The organism is Granulicella mallensis (genome assembly GCF_014203225.1).
Classification (GTDB): Bacteria; Acidobacteriota; Terriglobia; order Terriglobales; family Acidobacteriaceae; genus Granulicella; species Granulicella mallensis_A.
The window spans coordinates 200780-220547 of record NZ_JACHIO010000011.1; the positions used below are offsets into that span (position 1 = coordinate 200780).

A 19768-nucleotide genomic window follows, 5' to 3' on the forward strand; every position below is an offset into this window, starting at 1 on the left:
TCGGAGCGCTTTATGCACGGTTCTCCGAGGCGAGCGGATGGTCGCACGTTGAAGGCTGGATGTCTTCAGGAGGGGCAATAAGGCAGGGCGGCTGCCATCTTCGCGCACGATACTGATCTGCGGAGTATAGCCACGGCGCGTTGGTGCCACATCTTTTTGCAGCACGACCGCGCCATCGTCTATTACTCCTTACTGCAAGGGATAGGCATGCTGGTGGGGGGCCGGTTCCAGGTCAGGAATATGATCTGACACCTCCAGACACTCCGAGATGCGCCGCAACATGTCTTTAGGGTGCACCGGCTTGGCCAGGGTGGTGAAGTTGTGGCCCATCTCACGGGCCTTTGCCAGCAGGTCGACGGTGGCAGCCTGTCCCGAGAACAAGAGAATCTTGCACTCCGGGACGTTTTGAGTCAGGGAAATGGCCAGTTCGATCCCACTCATCCCAGGCATGACGACGTCGGAGATCAGCAGGTCGGGCAACTCCGCTTTGGCTAACTCCAGGGCAGCTTTTCCGTCATAGACAGTGAGCGTCGCGAAACCATTCTTCTTGAGGATGATGGAGAGGGTATCCGCGATGACTCGCTCGTCGTCCACAATTAAGACAACCGGTCGACGGTTGCTGGTGTAAAAATCCGCGTCGTTTTTGGGTACTTCGACGAGCGGAACGACTTGGAAATTTGATTTGGCAGCCATCTAAAATACCTCTGTAACGACCGTAGACCTGTTCTGTCTTTACGGGTTAACTCTTTTGCATCTGTCAGATGAAGAGGGGTTTAGCTTCTGTAGAGCGCCTTGGCTTGACAACTGATTGGAGGATCAGTTTATGATCTCGTTAGCGTTAGTTTAGCGTCACCTTTGCGTTAGGAGGAATCGTGGAAAACGATGAGTCAGTTTCAGAGCCGATGAAGTTCGAATCGGTGCTCCAGGTAAATGTTCCAAAAGGGCGGGACGGGAAGCATAAAGCGATCATCACTCAGCTATTGAGTGACATCGCCCAGCTAGGCGAAGGTACAGCTCTAAAGGTTCCCCTCTCTGAGTTGCCGGATACCAAGGAGAACATTCGCTCCGCGCTAAGCCGGGCCGCGCGGCAAGGAAAGATCAATCTCGCCACTTCAAGCGATGACGACTTTCTCTATATCTGGAAGACGAACGAAGAAGACTAGTTGTTTCCGAGAGGGGCCCGAATAAGATTCGGGCCCCTCTCGGGTAGTTCTTATAACTCCGGCTCGGTCAAGCGATAGCCTGACGTGCCTGTTCGAGAGTTGGATGGCTTCGCATCACTTCAGCAAGCATCGCTGTCTGTGTCTCGCGTTCGCAACTCAACACTGCAGCTACATGTGCCTGCTTGATATAGAAGGCCATGAAGTTGAGTTCTTTCAGATCTCCATCGATCACCACTTCATCCCAGTCTTCTGTGTGACCGAGATATTCCAATTGCTTCCCGTAGTGGAAGGTCCAAAAGAACGGTACGCCGTTATATCTTGAATCTTGCCCCAGCATCGCGAGTGCGGCCACCCTGCCATGTTGTTGTGCGAGCCGCCAGTGTTCGATGCGCGTGCCTGAGACGCTGGCAATATCACCGGCTACCCAAACTTCATTCTTTGCCTGCAGCGATGCATCGGTAGCGATGCCCCCGCCTTCAGCCAGGGGCAGATCGTGCTTGAACTCGAGATCTGGAAGAACACCGACCCCTGCGATGATCAAATCTGCCGGCAGCCGTTCGTCTTTCTCTCCTGCTCGAATCGTTACCCCCGAAGAGTCGAAGCTGGAGGTTTCTACCTCAAGCCGGAAGCGAGTTCCTTTGCTCTCATGCAATGCCTTCAGCGCGTGGGCGACCTCCTCGCCGAATAACTTCGCAAAGGGTAGCTTTTCTTTACCAACTACCGTAACCCGAAGACCTTTTTGTACCAGGGCCGAGGCCGCTTCGAGTCCGATGAAGCTGGTTCCAACGATGACGACTTCCTTCTTGCCTTCTGCTGCCTTGAGAATGCGTTGGACATCCCTAGGATGACGAATCGTATATGCCAGTTCAGCGCCTGGAGTCTCTAGCTGCTTTGGCTTGCCTCCGGTAGCTACGAGCGCCTTATCGAATTTCACGATGCTGCCATCACTCAGGCGCGCCTCCTTTTGAGCGGCGCTAAGTTCCAGAACCGCAGCATAGATGCGTTCCACCTTTGTGGCCGAGAAGGTACTTAATCCGATCTGGTCCAGGGGCATCTCGCCGCTAAGTGCCATTTTGGATAAGACCGTCCGATCAACAGGTTCTTCTTCCACTGGATCTACAGCCAGGATGCGTCCCGCAAAACCACCCTGCCGTAAAGTAGTTGCGGCTATCGCGCCTGCGGCGCCCGTTCCTGCCAGCAAGACCAGTTCCTCTTTTTGAACGGGGGTGCTTGTGGCCGTCGGAAGAGGTTCGGGATTGACCAGGATATCTTCGCCCTCCACTCTCACTGGATACATCTTGAGCGACTCCATCGGAGGAGGCTCCACCAGGGCACCTGTAGAAAGTTCGAACGTGCCCATATGCCAGGGACACACCAGCCGACCATTGCAGACAGCGCCCTCTTTCAGCGGTGCTCCGGCATGCGGGCACTGCGACTGGACTGCAACGAGACCCTTCTCGTAGTGAATGAGCAGAATCTCGGTTTCGCCCAGTTTGACGGTCTTCTTCTGCCCCAAGGGAATCTCTGACATATCCAGTACGCGTATCTCAGACATGATCTCTCCAGCGCCGTTAGCCTGGTCGGCACCGGCTGCGTATGTTCATAGATGCGAATCGTAGAAGTCGAGTACAAGGGCTACCCAGCAAAGTCTTCAAGCATCCATACCAATGTAGAGGGCCTCGTAACAAAGCTAAAAGGCTGCATCAAGGGATCGGCAGGATAAAGCCATTGCCAGCGAAAAAACAAAAAACAGAGGTGTTGGCGGATCCGGCTGAATCAGCGAGGGCCGCAGGGCTGAGGTATGTCTCCGATACCAGGCCGGGCCTGCAACGGAAACAGGGGCATCACGGTTTTCGCTATATCGACACCACTGGCAGCGTCATACACGACGCTGAAACTCTGGTGCGTATCAAGTCACTCGTCATTCCACCCGCGTGGTCCGAGGTCTGGATCTGTCCTCATGCAAAAGGGCACTTACAGGCCACGGGCCGCGATGCTCGAGGCAGAAAACAGAGCCTCTACCATCCGCATTGGCGAGAGGTGCGGGATGAAACCAAATACGAACGGATGCTCCTCTTTGGCTCGACTTTGCCGACGATTCGCAAACAGGTAGAACAAGACCTGGCATTGCCGGGGTTACCGCGCAGAAAAGTCCTGGCTACCCTTGTACGGTTGATGGAAACTACGTTGATCCGTATCGGAAATTCCGAGTATGCGCGGCAAAATAAATCGTATGGGCTGACTACTCTGCGTGAGAAGCATGTGCGGGTAGATGGTTCGACGATTACGTTTAATTTTCAGGGCAAGAGTGGAATCCATCACACCGTAGACATCCACGATCGCAGGCTGGCGAAGATCGTTCAGCGGTGTCAGGATATTCCGGGTTATGAGCTGTTTCAGTACTTCGACCACGAAGGGATGCACCATACGGTGGATTCAGCGGATGTGAACGCGTATCTGCAGGAGATCACCGACCAGCCTTTCACCGCGAAGGACTTCCGGACATGGGCAGGAACCGTGTTGTCCTGCAGTCTGCTCTGCAAGTGCGAGGCGTTTGAATCGGAGACAGAGGCTAAAAGAAACGTAGTGCAAACGATCAAAGCTGTAGCGGCGCAACTTGGCAATACGCCCTCCATTTGCCGGAAGTGCTATGTGCATCCCACCGTTCTTGATTGCTATATGGGAGGAGCTCTGATCGAAGCAACGACGAGGCCTATGAAAAAGAAGCTTGCTACGCAATACCGTGGATTGAAGCAGGAAGAGATTGCGTTAGTAAACCTTCTGCAACGCCAACTACCTCGCTCAACGGCTTAGAGGTAATTTCCAGAACTGAGGCGAGAGTTGTCTGCGGTAGGTTTCAGGGTGAGGGCGTGTTTCTGGAAGAGACGTTGCCGGGGTTCCGGTCGCATCCAGCACGGAGCACAACATTTGCTCGGAGCAGGCTGAAGCACCTTCAGGAAGAACGATGCACCGTATCTTGGGCCACCGGGTAGATGCTAAGGCAAAGGCGCGCCCACACTCTTCAAGTGAAAGGGAGTGGCACAAAATGAGAAGGTCGACAGGGTCGGGCACGAGCGCAACTTCTGAGAACTCCGTTGTCGTCCGCACCTGGTAGCCAGCCGCTTCCAGCACCCATTGTCTGGTCTGGAGAAGGAGTGAATCCTGACCGTATAGCAGAATAGAAATAGGCTCAGCCATCTTGGGCCTCCGAATAAATAGTCACATTGCAAGAAATCTTCGAGCTTTTTCATTGCATTTTCCCGAAACTTCTGTAAAGCTTCGGACAGATTTAGATGGGATTTTTACGCCGTGCCTTGCACGCCAAGATATCAATCGAATTTAGTTAGTGTCTGTACGATACCAGACGTTGGCTTTTTAGAGACTGTCTTTTCTCTGTAGAAACATTTTCGAAAAGGACGCTCGAAGAACGGGCATCCTTAGTGATAGTGACTTACATCTACGTTTAAAAGAGGGTGAGTAGGCGTGACGAATCTTATGAAACCACAAGAGTATCGCGAGATTTATACAGTCATGGGGAATACTCCCTACCAGGTGGAAGAAGGCTCTCTCAAGGGGCTATCTTCAGATGGTGGGGTTCTACGTAAGGGGCGAATCGTCTGGGTGGAGAAGCGACTTGGCAAGAGATCTCCGCAGACATTGATATCGGCTTATGCGGAAGAGATTGGCCTGATTTCTCTGGATCCGCGTTTCCTCATCGCCGGGCTCTAAGCCTGAAGCTTCGCGTTCAACCATAGAAGCGCATACTAAGGAACGGGTCTATCCGGCTGCGAGGCTCTAGCTTGCGCTCTTACACATTCAAGAACTCGCTTTTGAGAAACCTCGAAGCAGAGGTAATCGCTCGCCTCTGTCTGTCTCCAGTCACTTTTGAATTGGGACACGAGATCGAGTTTCCGGGCGTGCCGATCCATCATCTCTTCTTCGTGGAGGAGGGGATGGCGTCCATGACGACAACATTCAAGGACGGTTCGCAGGTTGAGGTCGGCATGTTCGGCTATGAAGGTGTAATCGGCGTCTCCGCTCTCATGGGAACGAAACGAAGCCTCAATCGCGTCTATACGCAGATCGCAGGTCACGGATACTCCTCTCCAGTCGAGGTTGCGCGAGCGGAGTTTCGTGCTGGTGGAACCTTCCAATTCCTGGCTTTGAGATATGTTCAGGCACAGTTGGTGCAAACGGCCCAATCGGCGGGCTGCAATGCAAAGCACAACCTGGAGCAGCGCCTGGCCAGTTGGTTGCTGCTCTGCGCGGACCGAGCGCATACGAGCCATTTCAAGATGCCGCAGGAATTTCTCGCCGACATGCTGGGAACAACCCGGCCTACGGTCTCTTTAGGTGCCGGTCATCTTAAAGAGGAAGGATTGATCGAGTACAACCGGGGGGCAATCTCTATCCTCAATGTTGAGGGACTCGAAAAGAAAGCTTGCGAGTGCTACCGCATCATCAAGGACCATCTCGATAACTACGCCGAGTTCGAAAGTGGAATTACGGTCTAGATCAGCAGATGGACTCGGCTTTCGCCGGAAGACAGATCTTGAAGATCGTGCCGCTTCTGCCCGGGTGCACGCTGCTGCGCATACAGATCCTGCCATGGTGGTGTTCGATAATCTTCCAGGACAGCGCCAGGCCCAGTCCTGTGCCGCGATCGGCTTTTGTCGTGAAGAAGGGCTGGAAGATCTCATTCCTGTGTTCGGCTGGAATGCCGTGACCATTATCGGCAACGAGGACATGAATCTCGCCCCGGCGCTTGCGAAGCCGGATACACACAACACCGTCAGCGGGCAGGGCATCGAGCGCATTGACGATCAGGTTCGAGATGACCTGCAGGATTTCCCCACGATAGACCTCAGCCACCAGGCCTTGGGGCAGTTCTTTCACCAGGCGTATCTTCCTGGTATCGATCATTCGTTGATGGATGCGAAGTGCAGCCTCTGCCAGGATCGCCAGGTCAATGGGTTTTGGAGCCTGAGAAGACCTCGCGAAGCCGAGAGTCTGTCCGACGACATGATCCAGTGTCATCATCTGTTCTTCAGCCAGCCGCATGTACGTTCGCACTTTATCCGGATCATCGGCCTCCTGAGAGGCAAGGTATGTCAGGTGACCCAACGCTTCGAGAGGATTTTTGATCTCGTGGATCATTTCAAGAGCCAGTTGACCGGCCGTGGCTCGTTCTTCCACCTTTTGCAAGACATCGGCTAGTAGCACCAGCTTGGACTGCAGGCCCGAAATAGTAGCTACATCCATTACGGTTCTCCCACCGTTCTTCCCACGTATGATGCGCTGGTAAGAACACCGGTAGTCACGGTGTCTGAATTGGAGAACCTTTTCTCCGCAGACCAGTGAGGCTTCGTTACAAATAGGACGGCCTGAAGCTGCATTATGTTGCATATCGAACAGACGAAATATTGCCGCAAATGCTAAAAGCATTTTCTTTGGATTTACCTCTCTTTCGAGCGTCGGTTGGTCTGGTATCGAACAGAGTTTCCATCTTCCGAGGTATATGGTCAATCACAAGTCAGCGAGACTAACTCGTTCCAAATCAAAGAGGTAACCAGCCCCCCTTCCTCGAAAGGGCCGTCCTTTGCGAATTGACTCAAAGGATTGAAATGATTTCATCTCAGGCGAACCTCTTTTTGGCTTCACTTTCTTCTAAAAATCGAGATTTTCTTCTGGAACGCTCTACCCCTGTCACTCTTCCCCTGCGGACGGTCTTGTACAACGCGGAGGAAGTCCCCTCGCATGCCTACTTCATAACCTCAGGCATTGCCTCCGTTGTCAGCACGATGTCGAGCGGGGCGACGGCAGAGGTGGGAATCATCGGACGAGAGGGGATTGCGGGCAGCCTGCAGCTTCTGGGGCCTGGGCTCGTTCCCACCCATTGCTTCATGCAGTTGGATGGAACCGGGCTCAAGATCCCTTTCTCGGAGTTGAAGAAGGCGTTTCGCTCGTCCGAAGACGTACGGGATCGTGCGAACGAATTCATCCAGGAGCAGGTTCTGAGCCTTAGCCAGCTTGCCGGTTGTAATCGCTTTCATGAAGCGGAAGAGCGGCTGGCGCGTTGGCTGCTCATGGTGCAGGACCGGACCCAGTCCGATGTTCTGAACCTCACTCAGGAGTTTCTCGCGATGATGCTTGGAGCGCAGCGTTCGACCGTTACCCTGGTGGCCGGATCTCTTCAACGCAGCGGGCTGATCGAATACCAGCGTGGACGGGTGAAGATCCTCAATCGCGAAAACCTCGAAGCCGCAGCTTGCGACTGCTACCAGGTGACCAAGCATCTCTATGCCAACCTGTACAAGCAAAGTACTCCTGGTGGGAGAAAGTAAGCACCGAAGTACAGTTGGTGTTTCGCGCTTTGCCCTTGCACGATGTTCCTCTCTGCACGAACTCGCCCGCTGTCCATCGATAGATTGACGGCGACGTAGCGCCGTGGTTCGATGAAATCAGTGAACTCCAGACCTTCTCTTCCGGTAGACGCTCTCTTACCGGAGATTATCGCCTCTCTTGAGCGAAATCCTAACCTCGTGATCGAAGCCCCACCGGGCGCGGGCAAGACGACCCGCGTCCCGCCTGCGATTCTCGCCTCCGTAAAGGGAGAAGTCGTGGTCCTGGAACCGCGTCGGATCGCGGCTCGTCTGGCTGCGCGGAGAGTAGCGGCGGAGCTTGGCGAGCAGGCTGGCGAAACCGTCGGCTATCAGGTCCGCTTTGAAGACGTCAGCGGGCCACGCACACGGCTGCGATTTGTCACCGAAGGAATCCTGATCCGGCGTCTGCTCTCCGACCCCAGCCTGAAGGGAGTGGACGCAGTCGTACTCGACGAGTTCCACGAGCGGCATCTCGATAGCGATTTCGCGCTCGCACTCCTGAAGCGACTGCAGCGCACACGTCCCGATCTGCGGATCGTAGTGATGTCCGCCACTCTCGATGCCGCGCCCATCGCCCGATATCTGGAGGGCTGTCCCTCTTTGCGGTCGGAGGGAAGACTCTTCGAGCTCTCCATCCAACATCTGGCCTATTCTGCAGAGCCGCTTCCTGCGCAGGTAAGGAACGCCATGGACCTATTGCTGGCAGGCGGGCAAAAGGGCCACATTCTGGCCTTTTTGCCTGGTGTCGCCGAGATCAGGCGAACGATGCGCGAGTGCGAGCTCCTTGCACGCAAGCATGAGTTAGTGGTGCTTCCATTGCAGGGAGACCTCTCTCCTGCGGAACAGGATCGAGCCATCTCCCCCAGTCCGCAGCGAAAGCTAATCCTGGCCACGAATGTCGCTGAGAGCTCCGTCACGGTAGAGGGCGTCAGTGCGGTCATCGATAGTGGACAGGCGCGCTTTGCGACGTACTCTCCGTGGACAGGGTTGCCGACCCTGCATATCGGCAGGATCAGCAGGGCATCGGCGAAGCAGCGGGCCGGCCGCGCTGGACGCACAGGTCCGGGCCGCGTGTTGCGGCTCTATCCGGAGGAAGACTTTCTGCGACGGCCCGAGCACGATACGCCGGAGATTCTGCGCAGCGATCTGTCCGAGCTTTGCCTGTCGTTGCGGGTGCTGGGCATCGATCACTTCAGACAGGTGGATTGGCTTGATGCTCCTCCTCTGGCAGCGGTCCAAAACGCCGAGTTGCTGCTCGATCGCCTCGGGGCTAGCGGAGAGATGGCTCGACGATTGTCGCGCTATCCCTTGTCGCCACGATTGTCGCGCGTCCTCGTCGAGTCGATGGAACGAAACGCAGGGGAAGACGGCTGTACTGTGGCGGCCCTGCTTGGCTCTGGAGCGCGTTCCGAAAAGAACGATCTCCTCGCTGCAATGGAGCAGCCGATGGACTACCGGACCACACAACAGATACAGCAACTTCGCAGAATTGCTCGTCCTCCGCGACAGAGCAGCCATGAGGACGATGCTCTCCTGATGTCCGTGCTGCTTGGCTTTCCAGACCGTGTGGCCCGCAGACGGGCAGGGAACCAGGTGCAGCTTTCAACGGGAGTCTCGGCCGAGGTCGCGGGCGAACCTCCGGGCTATGAATTCATGGTCGCGATCGATGTCGAAGACCGCAAAGAGAAGCCGCTGCCGCTGGTTCGCATGACCTCACGCATTGAGCCGGAGTGGCTGATCGACCTGTTTCCGGATCGTGTGCGCGAGCAATCCGGCGTGACGTGGAATCGTACGTCGGAGAGGGTGGAGGAGGTCAGTGCTCTGTTCTATGACGAGCTGACGATCCAGGAGTCTCGCCACGCGATCCCTGAAGTGGAAGCCGCCGCCGATCTGCTCTCTGAAAAGGCGATGGAGGTTGGCCTCGACCGTTTTGTCGAGGGAGACGTGCTGTCCGATTTCATGGCGCGTATCGAGTTCGCAGGTCTGGAGCCGCCGGACCTGCAGCAGGCATTAAAAAACCTGTGCCTCGGACTGAAGAGCTTTGCGGAACTGAAAGATGCCGCAAAAGATTTCATACCAGCACTCGAACAGACAATAGATGCACGCGCGCTTCGTGAGCTTGCGCCTGTCAGCGTTCGGCTGCAAGGTGGGCGGCAGACGAAGATTCACTACGAACGCGGCAAACCTCCCTGGATCGCTTCGCGCCTGCAGGACTTCTTCGGTATGCATGAGACTCCAAGGATCGGAGTGAACAGAACGCCGGTGGTCGTTCATCTGCTCGCGCCGAATCAACGGGCCGTGCAGACAACAACCGACCTGGCCGGATTCTGGGAGCGGCTCTATCCCGAAGTGCGCCGCGAGCTGATGCGTCGATACCCAAGGCACTCCTGGCCGGAGAAGCCGTAGAGCCGCTGATCAAAAAGAATTCAAGCTCTGTTATACCTACTGAGAAGAAGGGCGTTTCTCAAGACGAATCCGGTCCCTCAGCGTCTATCACCAAGTACAGTCGCCGAAAACATTACTTATAGGGATAAACTCAACACCACTGTTACCGGGGGCAATCTTAACCCAGCCCCCTTACGCGTTTGGTCCGGTTGCATTCAGTCTTCAATTTGCGTCGCCCTGAGGTTCCCATGAGAGCAGCCTTTGCCCTTTTCGCGCTTCTTTCAGTCTCGGTCTCGTCGATAGCCCAGACCGCTGCCGTCTCCAAATCCTTCGTCATCGCCGACGTCCACACGAGTCCGTTCACGTCCAACCCGTTCATGCACGGCAACTCCATCCAGGGCGACCGCTACTTTCTCACCCAGGCCACCATGGTCGATCTCATTGCCACCGCTTATGGAGTCGATGCCGTCAACGTGAACGGAGGTCCCACCTGGCTCGAGCGCGATCGCTATGATATCCGTGCCACAGTCCCTCCCAAGACGACACAGGACGACGTCAAGCTCATGCTTCGTACCCTGCTTGCCACCCGTTTTCACCTTATCGTCAAAACCGGTACTGCTCCTATGCCGACCTACATCCTCTCTGCCGGCTCCGGAAAGCCGAAGATGACCGGGTCGGAAGGGAACGGCGAAAGCTCCTGCGTCCCTCTCCCGCCGCAGCAAAACCCTCCCTCCGGAGCTCCGTCCTATATCACCGTCAGCTGCAAGAACCTCACCATGGTGTCTCTCGCCGATACCCTTCATACCTTCGCAGGCGGATATCTCGATCAACCTGTTGTTGATGAAACCAATCTTGCCGGAGCCTGGGACTTCACCATCAAGTGGACGGGGCGCGACCAGCTTGAGAAGCAGGGTGCCGACGGCATCTCCATCTTCGCCGCCGTAGAAAAGCAATTAGGCCTCAAGCTGGAACTCAAAACGGCGCCCCGCCCTGTCTTTCAGGTTGCGAGCGTTGACGAAACTCCTACTTCCAACGCCGCCAATATAGCCGAAGCTCTTCCCGAGCCGCCCGCGGCACCCTTCGAAGTCGCCGTGATCAAACCCAGCGCCCCCGATGAGAAGGGCTATGCCCGCATCACCGGCAACCAGATCGAGACCCGCGCGATTCCTCTCCTGTTTCTCTTGACCTTCGGCTGGGACCTCAATCCGAACAACAAAGAGAGCATCGCTAACGCTCCCAAATGGCTCGACACCGCTAAGTTCGACTTTCTCGCCAAGGCTGGAACCAACGTTCGCGTCGACAAATTCGCCTCCGGCAACCTGATCAACTTTGAAGACCTTCGCAGTATGCTTCGGGCCTTGATCAGCGAGCGTTTTCAGATGAAATGGCACATGGAGGATCGCCCGGTCACCGCCTACACTCTGATAGCCATTAAGCCCAGACTCAAGCCCACCCTCGACCCGACCGAGCGTACCAGATGTAAGGAGGGCCCAGGCCCTGACGGCAAAGACCCTCGGGTCGAGAGTCCTGTCCTCAACCGGCTCATCACCTGCCAGAATATGACTATCCCCCAGATCGGCGACGAGCTTCAGCACGTTGCAGGTGGGTACATCTACAATCCCGTTGTCGACGGCACCGGCCTCAAGGGCTCCTACGACTTCACCCTCAGCTTCAGCTCCGCCGACAAGATCCTTCCCAATACCGGCGGAAGTGCCGACCCCAACAGCTCCGATCCCAATGGCGCCCTCTCCGTTTTCGACGCTATTAGCAGACAGCTGGGCCTGAAATTAGAAAAGACCAAACGCCCCTACCCAGTCCTGGTGATCGACCACATGGAGGAGACCCCTACCGCGAACTAGAGCAAATCTCCTTGCTGTGAGCCCTCACAAGTTGGCTTCTCATCAGTAATTTATTGCTGACGATAACGGCGTTTACGGTCACTAATCCTTTGGAACTGACTCTTTTAACTGACGAGTTAATCTCTTGCCATGGCAAGCTCTACGATCTGCGTGAGCGTCTTGCGAGAAGCACCATCCCTGGACTGGAGGGCGAGTCCGTGAAGAACGGTGGTGTAGTACGCGGCCAGAGCAGCGACAGGTGCTGTTTTCGGGACATCCCCATCTTGTTGTCCTTGTTTTAGGCGATTAAGGATGGCTTGGGATATCTGGCGACGTATGAATAACAGATGATCCTGTACCGCTTTGTTCTCCACGGCGCAATTGGTGGCTCCCAGAATCAGTAAGCAGCCTCCAGGTGCATCGGGCGCTGAAAATGCATCCACGGCAGCCTGCAACATGGCATGCATGGCTTCGCGAGCATTTGCTCCTTTTGCAAGAGCATCCGTCGTGCTGAAGCCTGCGGTCTGACGATAGAGATCTACGGCATCGCGGAACAACTGCTCTTTGCTTCCAAACGCCGCATAGAGGCTTGCTTGCGTAATCCCCAACTCGGCACGCAGATCCGCCATCGAGATCGCATCGTAACCGCGCGACCAGAAGAGGCGCATCGCTTTCCCTAACGCGTGATCTCGATCGAACTCACGTGGTCTGCCACGATCACGTCTGGAGCTGCCCGCACTATTTGTAGATCGATTGATCTGTATATTTGCATTTTCGCGTTTCGCCATGTATGTATTTATAGACCAGTTGATCTGTAAATGGAAGAACTGGTCTGTCCTCATCTCAAATCAGGAGTACATCATGAGCCTCAGCGACTCTAGTACCGGTTCGATATCTTTTCCCTCAACCTTCGAGACCCGCAAAATCGAAACAAACGGTGCGACAATCCACACGCGTGTGGGCGGTCAAGGACCGGCGGTGATACTACTGCACGGCTTTGGTACAACCGGAGATATGTGGGTTCCGCTGGCCTCGGTACTTGCAGCAGACCATACTGTCATCGTGCCCGACTTGCGCGGACTTGGATTGTCTTCCAAGCCGTCGGGAGGATACGACAAGAAGACGCAAAGCAACGATGTGGCAGGCGTGATGGATGCACTTGGCGTGTCTTGCGCCGATTTTGTAACCCATGACATCGGAAATATGGTTGGTTATGCTTTCGCCGTAGGATTCCCCGATCGGGTGACCCGCTTCGTGCCCATCGACGCACCTCTTCCCGGAGTCGGGCCTTGGGAGCAGATCGTTCAAGACCCCCGCATGTGGCAGTTTGGCTTCGGCGGCCCCGACATGGAGCGCCTTGTCGCTGGCCGTGAACGCATCTATCTCGACCGCTTCTGGAATGAATTCTCCCTCCACCCCGAGCGATTCGATGAAGCGAAACGCCAGCATTACGCGGCGCTCTATGCGATGCCCGGCGCGATTCGAGCGGGCTTCGCACAGTTCGCTGCCTTCGGACAGGACGCACTCGACAGCAAGACATATCTTGCCAAGGGCAAACTCACCATGCCCGTGCTCGCGATTGGAGGCGAAGCGGCATTCGGTCCGATGATGGCGGCTGTGATGCGCGTTGTCGCCACCAACGTGCAGGAGGCAATTGTTCCAGACTCCGGACATTGGATTATGGAGGAGAACCCAGAAGGAACCACGAATCTCGTTATGGACTTCTTGCAATCATGAAAGGCTGCTGTTGTTGTTCCATTCGCAACATCGACTAGCCAACTTCTCGTTCCTGACCACGCTTCGAGCGACTGATTGGTAACGGGAAGTCGGCTTGCGGGAAGTTATCGCCGCTGCTAAATTACACGCAACTCGAAATCGCTAGACTCTTGCCTTGGTCGCCATCGCTCGGTCGGTCATTCTGGCTACAAATTCGGTTTTTCCGTCAATATAGGCAGAGCGATTGTCCTTGAATTCCAACGCAAGTGCCTGCTTTAGATCGCCATATTCTTTTGCCTCTTCAGGGTGGGCGCGAAGGTAGTCTCTGAAGGCCAGATGCTTTTGAAACTCTCGACTTTGTGGTGGGCAGACATAGAGATGATGAGGAGAATCCTGCGCAGGAGCCAGGAAAGCCTCACGTCCTGGAATGCCAAGGTCCCCTTGGTAGACATAGCCAATGTCTGCAAGCCGATCGATAGCTGCTGGAAGGTCTGCCTCATCCGCCAGAAGCACGTCGATATCGATGATGGGCTTCGCTGCCAGATGCGAAACGGCAGTGCTGCCGACATGTTCTATGGCGGCGGCCATGCTGCCAAGCGCCCTCGCCAGCCGTTCGCGAAAGAACCGGAAGAGTGCGGGCCAGCTTGGATCGTACTCTACGACGATCACTGTGGTTGGCATGGGTGCTTTCAGTATATTTGCGCCAGTCTCGACTGCCGTGGTTCGCTCGCTGTAGACCGTGAAGAAGGGAACCCCAAAGCACGATTTTGCAGGCTTTTCGAAACCCGCTTGACACTCGCAGTTGGCAGCCGATATAAAAATCGCGCTGGAAGAAACGTGGAAATGTTCCATCGAGAGAACATCTCCAGTCATTTAAGAAAAGGTTTACTTAAGGGTTTGGAAACATGACTGTCTTTTTGGGATTCAATCCGAAACTTACCTGAGTAAATGTTTTCCCATAGGGCACTGGGCTGCGTGGCAAGGACTTTTTAGAGGAGCGTTATGACTGTTTTTTATAAAACCACAGTGAAATTAGGAGTGTTCCTGATCCTCCTTTGTTTGGGCTCGATGATCGCTGTAGCCCAGATCAACACCGGATCGATGGCAGGAACCGTGACCGACTCCGGAGGCGGCGTCATTCCCGGAGCCCAGGTGACTGCGACCGAGCGACAGTCAGGTTCGGTCTACAAGACCACGACCTCGTCTTCGGGTGCGTATGTCTTCACCTCGCTGCGTCCAGGCAACTACGACATCAGCGTTACCGCTCCCACCTTCAAGGCAGCGCAGGTCACCGGATTGCCGGTCTATGTAACCACGCGTGCCTCGCATGACTTTATGCTGTCGGCCGGAGCGGTCAGCGAGACCGTAACGGTGGTCGCCAACGGTCCGTCGCTGGAGACGGAGACCTCGGACGTCGGCACGGTGCTGACAGAAGCCCAGGTGCAGGATCTGCCGTCTCTTGCTGGCGGTGCCATGCGCTCCCTGGTGGCGCTCACCCTCCTGACTCCTGGAGCGGTGGGAACGGGTACGAATGGCGGCACAACCTATGTCAAGATTGGTGGCGGCCAGACCTTTGGCAGCGATAACCTGCTCGATGGCATCAGCACGCAGCGCTCCGAGAATGGAACCGGGTTCTTCGACCAGATGACGCCCTCTCTCGACGCCATCGAAGAGTTTCGCGTAGAGACCCTGGCATTGCCTTCATACCTGGGACGCACCACTGGCGGTATTGCCAACTTCAAGACCCGGTCAGGCACAAACTCGTATCACGGTACGGTGTACGACTACTTCAAGAACACTATCTTCGACGCGAACAACTGGTTCAATAAGGGCAACGCGATCATCAATGGCGGTACCCAGGATTCGTTGGTGGCTTTCCGCCGCCCCTCCGACATGCACCAGGACTATGGTGTGACCCTGGGTGGCCCGGTTTATATCCCGCACGTCTATAACGGCCGGGACAAGACCTTCTTCTTCTTCAGCTTTGAGCAGGTTCCCAGCAGCTTTGGCCATACCGTTCTTTCCACGGTTCCGACCGATGCGCAACGCGGATTGCTCAACGGCAGCAACGGAGCGATCGGTGATTTTTCCGCCACGCTCGGCGCTCCGGTCGCCGGTCTGACGAATCCCTGCACGGGGAATCCCATTCTCTCCGGACAGATCTTCGACCCCACGACGACCACGCGTGTGAATGGCGTGGAATGCCGTATGCCCTTCGTCAATAACCAGGTGCCGATCGGTCGCAGCCAGATCGCAACGCAGGTCCTCGCTCTGATTCCGCGCCAGAACTATGTCGGCAGCGGAACGCAGAACTACTCCTACGCGACCAATGAGGTAGTCAATCAGGTTGCCGATTCACTGCGTATCGACCAGAACTTCGGCACGCGCCATCACCTCTTCGCCTTCGGCAGCGCTCGTGAAAACTTCGACTCCGGTGTTGCGGATCTTCCGGGGCCGGTGAACAGCGGATCGCAGTTGCAGGACTTCTATGCCAAGCTGATTCGTATCGGATACGACTTCACGATTACGCCGCACCTCATCAACCAGGTCACCTTTGGCGGCAATCGCATCAACAGTTTTAATAGCGCTCCGGCTTCTCTCCTGGGGATCAACTACGACGCACAGCTAGGTATTCCAAACACCACCTCTCCGGGGACCACGTTCCCGACCTTCAACATTGGCGAGAACCTGCCCGCACTGGGAAGCCCGAACTTTGACGACAACGTCGACAACGCTCTTCTGCTGGACGACAACGTAAGTTGGCAGAAGGGGCAACACAGCCTCCGCTTTGGCGGTACGTACCGGTGGCAGCAGTTCAGCTACATCAATAACGGTCCGGCCGCGGGAACCTTCAACTTCGCTCGTTCACAGACAGCCGGTACCAATCAGGTGAATGCCGAGGCGGATAGCGGCAACGGTATCGCCAGCTTCCTGCTGGGGGCGCCGACTAATACCAGCCGCTCGCTGCAGATTCACTTTCCGCGCTGGATTCAGCACTATTACGCGGCTTATGCGCAGGACGACTGGAAGGCGCGGAGGAACCTGACAGTCAACCTCGGCTTCCGCTACAGCATCGACACTCCACGGCACGAGGCCGACGGCGATATCTCCAGCTTCGATCCGACGATCCCTAACCCTGCGGCAAACGGCATTCTCGGTGCGATGAGGTTCGGCGGTGTTGGCCCGGGACGCGATGGCAACAAAAATGAGCAGTTTGCCTCTACCTACTATAAGAATTTCGAGCCCCGCGTCGGCTTCTCCTATGCTCCGGGCTGGTTGCACGATAGCTTTGTGATCCGCTCAGCTTACTCGATCATGTACGGTCCTTTGATCTATGCCGACTACGGGCAGGGCCTGAGCGCGGGCTTTACGACCGTAACTCCTGGTGAAACTACGGATGGTTTTGTTCCTTCCGGCGCGCTGGATGCGGGTCCTCCTCCACTGTCACTGACGCCGACGATTGATCCAGCGCTCCTGGTTGGCGGTGCCTCCGTTGCTGACTATGTGGCGAAGACCGATGGCAAGCCGGCGATGGTGCAGAACTGGACACTCGAGACACAAGCCCAGCTCGCTCCCGACCTCATCCTGACGATTGGCTATCTCGGAGAACGTGGAACGCGGCTTCGGTCGCTGGTCTACTGGGCCAACTCGATCAACCCGTCGAACTTTGGCCTGGGAGATACCATCACCGCGCCGGTGCAATCCGCTGCAGGGGTTGCGGCTGGAATTACCGCACCCTACGCTAACTTCTTCAACATCACGAATGGGGTGGTAGGCCAGGCACTGCTGCCGTTCCCGCAGTATGGCTATCTCAATAACGATAGCTACCTGCAGGACCGTGGGCAGTCGACCTACAACGCTATGGAAGTAAAACTGGAGCGCCGGTTCCGTGATGGTCTCAATTTGCTGATGTCCTACACGTGGTCCAAGACCTATACAGACGCCGATTCCATTCAGCCCTACCAGGCCACGGTGCTGGGACAGAGTGGAACGCAAAACCCCTATAACCTCAAGGCCGAGCGGGCACTCAGCACGCAGGATGTGCCTACGAACTTCGTAATCAGCTACCTGTATGAGCTGCCGGTCGGCAAGGGCAAACGGTTTCTTGGAACCTCAAACCCATTGGTCAATGCTTTGATCGGCGGATACCGTGTCGGCGGAGTTCAGCGTTACTTGAGCGGGCAGCCCATCGGTTTCTTCGGTGCGCTGGGAGTCCCGTACTTCGATGGCGCAATCCGGTTCAGCCGCGCGGTAGGCACCGATATCGAGACGCCAGCAGCAGCAAGCGGACGCTATAACCCACTGGCCTATGTGTCTCCGGCCGGAAATAATACGAACCTCTACAACCCCACCGGTTTCTGGAACCGCAATGCGTTCATCGACGTCAACGATGCAGCGCACCGCGGAACCGGTCCCTTCCACTTCGGCGACCTGCCTCGCAATACGGCGGAGGTGCGCACACCGGCCTTCTTCAATGAAGATCTAAACCTCAATAAGCACATTCCGATCCATAATCAGATCAGTGCCGACCTGCGGTTGGAGGCTTTCAACGTCTTCAATCGGCATGGATGGGGGAAGCCTGATTCGGGCATCAACGATATCAACTTCGGGCAGGTCACCAGCCTGAACGATGCGCCAAGAAGCATGCAGGTTGTGCTGAAGATCCGTTACTAACAGGGTAGTACGAGCAGGCTGTTGTTCAGCCTGCTCGTACTGTTTTTCTTCTTTGGATTACCTCGTTGAAAAGGAATGAGCATGAACAGAATTCTTGGTACCTTGATCGTTTTTGCGAGCGCCTCGCTTGCACTGCAGGGAGCACTCGCACAAGAGAAGGGGAGTGCTCCGCAGGCGCTGACTCTTTCGGGAGAGTACGCGGGAACGCATGATCCATCGATCGCCGTCGATCATGGAAAGTACTATGTCTTTGCGACGGGCGCAGTGCGGCCACCTCGTGTCGAGAGCGCTCCTCCGACACCGCCGGTTCCCGGAGCCGCACGCCCCTCGACAGCCCAACTGCCGCAACTAGCGATTCGTTGCTCGCCGGATCTGAAGGTATGGAAGCGATGTGGCGCGATCTTTCCTTCGATTCCCACATGGATTCAGCAGATGAGCCCGGAGACGCAGGAGCTATGGGCTCCGGATGTCTCCTACTTCGATGGCCTGTATCACCTCTACTACGCGTTTTCGGCCTTCGGGAAAAACACCTCCGGCATTGCGCTGGCGACCAATGAAACGCTTGATCCCTCAAGCCCTAAGTACAAGTGGGTAGATCGCGGATTGGTACTCCGTTCGCTCGCGACGGATGACTTCAACGCTATCGATCCCAATCTCATTCTTGATAGCAAGGGTGAGGCGTACCTCTCGTTCGGCAGCTTCTGGACCGGCATAAAGATGCGCCACCTGGACCGCCATACCGGACTGCTCTCAAAGACAGATGAGAAGCTCTACTCATTGGCTTCGCGCCGGCCAGGCTCTCTGGCTCAACCCCGCAACCCCAACCTCCCTCCTGACACGGAAGCGATCGAAGCACCGTTTGTCTTTCAGCACGGAGGGTATTACTACCTCTTCGTCTCCTGGGATCTATGCTGCCGAGGCCTGAAGAGCACCTACCGCACGATGGTCGGGCGATCTACTTCGGTTACCGGGCCTTACGTAGATCGCGACGGAAAGCCGATGCTGGAAGGCGGAGGATCGCCGCTGCTGCAGGCTAACGGACAATGGCTTGGACCAGGTGGTGAGTCTCTGCTGCATCTCGATCATGAAGACCTAATCGTCTTTCACGCCTATAGCGCAACGGATGGCCATCCCGCCTTGCACATCTCAACTCTGGGTTGGAAAGACGGGTGGCCCGAAGCAGCGTTAGAAGGAGACAGCGCGAAGTAGGATTGCCTCTTGGAATATGCTGAAGGCCGAATCGGAGATCCTGTTTTAGATCGCAGCCAAAATCGATGCACTCATAGCTCTTTGTTATGTTTCACCACAGAATCGTCATCCTGAGCGAAGCGTCCCAGCTTTTGGGGACGCGAAGTCGAAGGACCCCGAGAGTTGCCATCTTGCCCGAGCCTTTTGCACCTTTTCTACCTCAAGCGCTCGAGCCTGAGCTCTCGTGCGGGAAAGGTCCCGACATCTTGGGTGATATCAAGTCTCTGGGGGTCCTTCGACTACGCGTCCCCAAATGCGGGACGCTCCGCTCAGATGGTATGAAGAGCGGCGTACCTTCCTGGTACGTGCTCGAGGCACAGATAATCCATCCGGAGGAAGATACGCCATGCAGACCCACGTA

Annotated in this window: 15 protein-coding genes; 10 read left to right on the plus strand and 5 right to left on the minus strand. The window is 55.9% G+C overall.

The window, feature by feature from the left end; translation table 11 throughout:
- Positions 1 to 189: 189 nt before the first annotated feature.
- A complete protein-coding gene (locus HDF15_RS14245) occupies positions 190 to 693 on the minus strand; it encodes a response regulator (RefSeq protein WP_184256625.1) in 504 nt (167 codons plus the stop codon).
- 179 nt (positions 694 to 872) lie between these two features.
- On the opposite strand from HDF15_RS14245, the gene HDF15_RS14250 reads away from it, so the two are divergent.
- Entirely contained in the window at positions 873 to 1163 is a 291-nt protein-coding gene (locus HDF15_RS14250; RefSeq protein WP_184256627.1) for a hypothetical protein, read from the plus strand.
- A gap of 67 nt (positions 1164 to 1230) precedes the next feature.
- Here the strand turns inward: HDF15_RS14250 and HDF15_RS14255 are convergent, their stop codons facing one another.
- Positions 1231 to 2718 (minus strand): FAD-dependent oxidoreductase, encoded by a 1488-nt coding sequence (locus HDF15_RS14255; RefSeq protein ID WP_184256629.1) that lies wholly within the window; start codon positions 2716 to 2718, stop codon positions 1231 to 1233.
- Positions 2719 to 2891: 173 nt separating this feature from the next.
- Here HDF15_RS14255 and HDF15_RS14260 point away from each other — a divergent pair, with 173 nt between their 5' ends.
- From HDF15_RS14260 to HDF15_RS14270, 3 genes are all read left to right on the plus strand, one after another.
- Positions 2892 to 3977: a DNA topoisomerase IB gene (locus HDF15_RS14260; protein WP_260331090.1), complete on the plus strand. Its 1086-nt coding sequence runs from the start codon at positions 2892 to 2894 to the stop codon at positions 3975 to 3977.
- A 681-nt stretch (positions 3978 to 4658) separates the two neighbouring features.
- Complete coding sequence (locus HDF15_RS14265) at positions 4659 to 4892, plus strand: hypothetical protein (RefSeq protein ID WP_184256631.1); 234 nt, start codon at positions 4659 to 4661, stop codon at positions 4890 to 4892.
- Between the two features lie 101 nt (positions 4893 to 4993).
- Positions 4994 to 5677 (plus strand): Crp/Fnr family transcriptional regulator, encoded by a 684-nt coding sequence (locus HDF15_RS14270; protein ID WP_311733107.1) that lies wholly within the window; start codon positions 4994 to 4996, stop codon positions 5675 to 5677.
- 1 nt (position 5678) lies between these two features.
- Here HDF15_RS14270 and HDF15_RS14275 read toward each other — a convergent pair whose 3' ends face one another.
- On the minus strand, positions 5679 to 6425 hold the full coding sequence (locus HDF15_RS14275; RefSeq protein WP_184256635.1) for a sensor histidine kinase: 747 nt from the start codon (positions 6423 to 6425) through the stop codon (positions 5679 to 5681).
- Between the two features lie 389 nt (positions 6426 to 6814).
- On the opposite strand from HDF15_RS14275, the gene HDF15_RS14280 reads away from it, so the two are divergent.
- The 3 genes from HDF15_RS14280 (at position 6815) to HDF15_RS14290 (ending at position 11790) form a co-directional block, all read left to right on the plus strand.
- Entirely contained in the window at positions 6815 to 7507 is a 693-nt protein-coding gene (locus tag HDF15_RS14280; protein WP_260331091.1) for a Crp/Fnr family transcriptional regulator, read from the plus strand.
- Positions 7508 to 7618: 111 nt separating this feature from the next.
- Positions 7619 to 9952 (plus strand): ATP-dependent helicase HrpB, encoded by a 2334-nt coding sequence (gene hrpB, locus HDF15_RS14285; protein WP_184256640.1) that lies wholly within the window; start codon positions 7619 to 7621, stop codon positions 9950 to 9952.
- A 227-nt stretch (positions 9953 to 10179) separates the two neighbouring features.
- A complete protein-coding gene (locus tag HDF15_RS14290) occupies positions 10180 to 11790 on the plus strand; it encodes a TIGR03435 family protein (RefSeq protein WP_184256642.1) in 1611 nt (536 codons plus the stop codon).
- Positions 11791 to 11906: 116 nt separating this feature from the next.
- Here HDF15_RS14290 and HDF15_RS14295 read toward each other — a convergent pair whose 3' ends face one another.
- On the minus strand, positions 11907 to 12437 hold the full coding sequence (locus tag HDF15_RS14295) for a TetR/AcrR family transcriptional regulator (RefSeq protein WP_221314427.1): 531 nt from the start codon (positions 12435 to 12437) through the stop codon (positions 11907 to 11909).
- 193 nt (positions 12438 to 12630) lie between these two features.
- On the opposite strand from HDF15_RS14295, the gene HDF15_RS14300 reads away from it, so the two are divergent.
- On the plus strand, positions 12631 to 13506 hold the full coding sequence (locus tag HDF15_RS14300; protein WP_184256644.1) for an alpha/beta fold hydrolase: 876 nt from the start codon (positions 12631 to 12633) through the stop codon (positions 13504 to 13506).
- Positions 13507 to 13647: 141 nt separating this feature from the next.
- Here the strand turns inward: HDF15_RS14300 and HDF15_RS14305 are convergent, their stop codons facing one another.
- Positions 13648 to 14166 carry a GrpB family protein gene (locus HDF15_RS14305; RefSeq protein ID WP_184256646.1) on the minus strand — a complete coding sequence of 173 codons (519 nt, stop codon included), beginning with the start codon at positions 14164 to 14166 and terminating at the stop codon, positions 13648 to 13650.
- 321 nt (positions 14167 to 14487) lie between these two features.
- Here HDF15_RS14305 and HDF15_RS14310 point away from each other — a divergent pair, with 321 nt between their 5' ends.
- A complete protein-coding gene (locus HDF15_RS14310; protein ID WP_184256648.1) occupies positions 14488 to 18159 on the plus strand; it encodes a TonB-dependent receptor in 3672 nt (1223 codons plus the stop codon).
- Positions 18160 to 18240: 81 nt separating this feature from the next.
- A complete protein-coding gene (locus tag HDF15_RS14315) occupies positions 18241 to 19368 on the plus strand; it encodes an arabinan endo-1,5-alpha-L-arabinosidase (protein ID WP_184256650.1) in 1128 nt (375 codons plus the stop codon).
- Positions 19369 to 19768 lie beyond the last annotated feature (400 nt).

Excerpts from the sequence above, each read along its gene's own strand:
- HDF15_RS14310 (WP_184256648.1), top strand. The coding sequence starts at position 14,488 with ATGACTGTTTTTTATAAAACCACAGTGAAATTAGGAGTGTTCCTGATC.
- HDF15_RS14300 (WP_184256644.1), top strand. The coding sequence starts at position 12,631 with ATGAGCCTCAGCGACTCTAGTACCGGTTCGATATCTTTTCCCTCAACC.
- HDF15_RS14255 (WP_184256629.1), bottom strand. The coding sequence starts at position 2,718 with ATGTCTGAGATACGCGTACTGGATATGTCAGAGATTCCCTTGGGGCAG.
- HDF15_RS14290 (WP_184256642.1), top strand. The coding sequence starts at position 10,180 with ATGAGAGCAGCCTTTGCCCTTTTCGCGCTTCTTTCAGTCTCGGTCTCG.
- HDF15_RS14275 (WP_184256635.1), bottom strand. The coding sequence starts at position 6,425 with ATGGATGTAGCTACTATTTCGGGCCTGCAGTCCAAGCTGGTGCTACTA.
- HDF15_RS14245 (WP_184256625.1), bottom strand. The coding sequence starts at position 693 with ATGGCTGCCAAATCAAATTTCCAAGTCGTTCCGCTCGTCGAAGTACCC.
- HDF15_RS14265 (WP_184256631.1), top strand. The coding sequence starts at position 4,659 with ATGAAACCACAAGAGTATCGCGAGATTTATACAGTCATGGGGAATACT.
- hrpB (WP_184256640.1), top strand. The coding sequence starts at position 7,619 with ATGAAATCAGTGAACTCCAGACCTTCTCTTCCGGTAGACGCTCTCTTA.
- HDF15_RS14305 (WP_184256646.1), bottom strand. The coding sequence starts at position 14,166 with ATGCCAACCACAGTGATCGTCGTAGAGTACGATCCAAGCTGGCCCGCA.
- HDF15_RS14315 (WP_184256650.1), top strand. The coding sequence starts at position 18,241 with ATGAACAGAATTCTTGGTACCTTGATCGTTTTTGCGAGCGCCTCGCTT.
- HDF15_RS14295 (WP_221314427.1), bottom strand. The coding sequence starts at position 12,437 with ATGCGCCTCTTCTGGTCGCGCGGTTACGATGCGATCTCGATGGCGGAT.